Raw genomic sequence first — 3,566 nt, 5'->3', positions numbered from 1 at the left:
ATGATGAGATCGTATTATTAATAGGGGAATCAACGGCGCGCAAAGCGGACGCTAAAAAGTACTTGCTTTTTATTTGGGGAGTGAACCAGAGTTTCTGTTTGAGGGAAAATAATTCCCGTCTGCGACTAAACCCAAGAACGTCAACAGACGGGAACATTTTCACGACTAATGTCTCAATGGGGGAATATTGAGACGTACCAGACAAAAGTATGGATTCTGCTAAAAGTTGATTTCCTTAACTACTCAAACCTAGCACACGAATCGGGGGCGTGTCGGAAAAAGTCAACAAAGTGCGTTGCCTTTCCGCATCAGAGGTCGGGTTAGTGAAATTAGAAGAAGCTTAAAGGGCAGGTAATGCCGAGAGGGCGGGTTAAACCGATTTTTTGCGGTATTCGAGATTTTGCGGATGAGAGCAGGAGTCGACCGCAGTCCCGCCTATTGTCCCGCAATATGTTCCTGAATCCACGCGATTAATGAATCTGCGACCTGTGATTTTTCGCCGGAATAGGTCGCGACGATGTCCTGGCTTTGATCGATCACTTCCACATAATTTTCAGAAGAGCCGATGGCACTCACTCCGTTGAGGACGATGGCATCGCATTTTTTGCTGTAAAGTTTGCGGACCGCGTTAAAACGGGCGTCCTGCGATTCGAGTGCGAAGCCCATGACCCAACGATGACCCTTCTGTGTACCCAGCTCGGCCAGCACATCAATGGTTTCCACCAGCTCCAAGGTAATCGCTTCTCCGGTTTTAGCGATTTTTCCTGCTTTGCGGGTTTTGATCCGATAATCGCAGACGGCCGCCGTTCCAATGACGCCATCACAGTCGGCAAACAGTTTCTCGCATTGTGCGAACATCTCATCGGTGGTTTCGACCTGATAAACTTCACATCCTTCCGGTGGAGTCAGTGTGACCGGCCCGGAAACGAGGGCGACTTCATGGCCTGCCTGTATTGCCGAGCGGGCCAGGGCATATCCCATTTGACCGCTGCTGGCATTGGAAAGATAGCGGACGTCGTCCAGGTATTCTCGTGTGGGACCAGCAGTGATGAGAATTCGCATGAGTTTCGTTCATGTCAAGAGAGTCGAAAAGAGCAGGAATGATTTCGAATCAGCCCAGTAATTCTTTCATTCGGGTTAAAATCTCCGCAGGCTCTGCCATGCGGCCTTTGCCGATCACACCACAACTCAGCCAGCCTTCTCCCGGTTCGACAATCTGAATTCCGTCGTCTTTCAGTTGTGCCAGATTTCGTTGCACGGCTGGTTTCGCCCACATATCCGCGTTCATTGCAGGGGCAATCAGGATGGGGGCGGTGCAGGTCAAGGTGAGTGTTGAGAGCAGATCCTCGGCCAGGCCGTGAGCCATTTGTGCAATGACATTTGCCGTTGCCGGAGCAATCACGAAGAGTTCCGCCCGCCGGGCCAGGCCGATATGTTCTCCCTGGAAATGTTCCTGAGGGGAGAACCCACCCTGATAGACAGGGCGACCCGTCAGAGCTTCAAAGGTCGTCGCACCAATAAACTTTTGAGCCGCCTGCGTCATAACCACACTGACGGCTGCCCCTTGTTGAACCAGTTTGCTGGCGAGGTCAGCCGTTTTGTAGGCAGCGATCCCTCCGGAGACACCTAATAGAATTTCACGCCCTTGCATGAGTTGATTTCCGGTGCTAATGGATCTGGTTCTTGAGTTAGATTAAATCGTCCAGTGAAGGACCTTTATCATCATACTCAATGGCATCCAGTGGTTTGCGATCTTCGGTAATCGCAACTTCGCCGGATTGATCCAGATAAATTTTGTCTTCCATAATTTCTTTCACCACGACTTCGAGATGATTTTTGGTCTGCAGTTCAACCAGTGGTCGTGCTCCCCGGTTGAGGGCGACGATCCGCTTTTGAATAAGTGAAGACAATTTGAAACGACCGCCAACTTTATTGACGATCTCTTCTTCTTTAAATTCTTCCAGCATTGATTTCTTGCTCCCGTTGTTTCAGGATGGTGCCAATTTCAGAAACGGCCCGGTCCAGTTCGTCATTAATAATGACATGACTATAATATTTGGCTTGCTCCAGTTCCTTGCGAATTGTTGCCAGCCGTTTTTCGATAATTTCTTCCGATTCTGTTCCTCGACTCCGAATTCGTTTTTCATATTCTTCATCGGAGGAAGTTCGTACAAACAGAGTGATGGCCTGGGGGAATTGTTCTTTCAGCTTCAATGTACCCTGCACATCAATTTCCAGAAAAGGCCAGCCCCCTTCCTGAACTGCCCGGTCAACTTCGGATTTTAATGTTCCGTACCAGTATCCCAAACCGTGAACCTGTTCGCACTCAAGTAATTCGTTATTTTTTCGCCGTTCTTCAAATTCATCCGGTGTCAGAAAATAATAATCCTGACCATCAATCTCGCCTTTCCGCCTGGGGCGGGTTGTCGCTGAGATTGCTTTGATCAGTTTGACAGGAGATTCCTCTAATAACCGTTTTACAATCGTGGTTTTACCGCTGGCCGTCGGTCCCGAGAGTACGACGATCGGCGTTTCCTGTTGCGTGTTTGCTTGGGGATTTGGCACGTTACAAAACTCCAGAGGGATCGCTGTGTAGTCTCGGTATTCCGTCTGTTTTGGATTCTGATCTAACTTATTCAACGTTCTGAACGTTTTCTCTGATTTTTTCGACTGCCAGCTTCATTTCAATCACGGCGTGTGAAATCTCAACATCATTGGCTTTAGAGCCGATCGTATTGATTTCCCGAAACATCTCCTGCACCAGAAACTCCAGCTTTTTGCCTTGGGAAGCATCCCCCTTGATGATGGTATCAAATTGTTCAAGGTGGCAGTGCAGCCGGCTGATTTCTTCATTAATGTCACATCGGTCTGCGAACAGACTGACTTCGCGAATCAGGCTGTCCGGGTCGAAGTCTACTTCCTGATCCTGCAGCAGATCACTCAGCCTCTGGTGTAGACGATCACGATAACTGGTGACGACACGGGGGGCTTTCTGTTTTACGACTTCCAGTTGATCGCAAATCTTCTGGTTACTGGCAAGGAGATCGGCCTGAGCTGACTCTCCTTCTTTTTTACGGAATTCGGTTAACTCGGTCAGGGCTCCCTGAATTGCCTGTTCAATCAGAGGCCAGTCCGCTTCAGGAGTATGCGATCGGGAATAGTTATCAATCACAGTGCCTGGCAGCGCCAGCAAACTGTTGAGGTTATCAGGCAGTGGGACGTGGCAGGCTTCGGTCAGATGTTTTAGCTGCGACCAATACTGTTTTACGACTTCTTCATCGAGCAGGTAGTCGCTCGTGCGGTCCAGATTGTCAATTCTCAGCGTCAGATTGACCGTTCCGCGCGTAATCGAACTCCGCAATAACTTTTCAATCTGGCTGCCAAGTTTTGCGTAAAAATCCGGGTATCGGGACGATATTTTTAAATAACGGTTGTTGACCGTTCGAATTTCAGCGTGAACCGATAGCCGGTCGTCTTCTGCAGTCGAACTTCCAAAACCAGTCATGCCTAGCAGCACAACACACTCTTTTCTGAATAACAGGAATCGATGAATATTAAGAGGGACG

The 3,566-nt window shown here is 48.9% G+C and carries 5 protein-coding genes; all 5 read right to left on the bottom strand.

Translation table 11 applies throughout. The features are described from left to right. Positions 1-435: 435 nt before the first annotated feature. Positions 436-1,062, bottom strand: a complete 627-nt coding sequence (locus Q0294_RS08615) for a phosphopantothenoylcysteine decarboxylase (protein WP_299463399.1) — start codon at positions 1,060-1,062, stop codon at positions 436-438. Between the two features lie 49 nt (positions 1,063-1,111). Continuing rightward, complete coding sequence (gene coaBC, locus Q0294_RS08610; RefSeq protein ID WP_299463396.1) at positions 1,112-1,651, bottom strand: bifunctional phosphopantothenoylcysteine decarboxylase/phosphopantothenate--cysteine ligase CoaBC; 540 nt, start codon at positions 1,649-1,651, stop codon at positions 1,112-1,114. A gap of 37 nt (positions 1,652-1,688) precedes the next feature. Further along, positions 1,689-1,967, bottom strand: a complete 279-nt coding sequence (locus Q0294_RS08605) for a DNA-directed RNA polymerase subunit omega (RefSeq protein ID WP_299463393.1) — start codon at positions 1,965-1,967, stop codon at positions 1,689-1,691. Next, positions 1,951-2,565 carry a guanylate kinase gene (gene gmk, locus Q0294_RS08600; protein WP_299463390.1) on the bottom strand — a complete coding sequence of 205 codons (615 nt, stop codon included), beginning with the start codon at positions 2,563-2,565 and terminating at the stop codon, positions 1,951-1,953. Before gmk ends, Q0294_RS08605 begins: the two co-directional genes overlap by 17 nt. Positions 2,566-2,632: 67 nt before the next feature. Beyond that, positions 2,633-3,566: YicC/YloC family endoribonuclease (locus Q0294_RS08595; protein ID WP_299463387.1), on the bottom strand; the 934-nt coding region annotated here is incomplete at its 5' end.

This window comes from uncultured Gimesia sp. (assembly GCF_937919775.1).
GTDB lineage: Bacteria > Planctomycetota > Planctomycetia > Planctomycetales > Planctomycetaceae > Gimesia.
The sequence above is the reverse complement of the archived record's forward strand: the minus strand, read 5'-3'. Positions and strand labels throughout refer to the sequence as shown.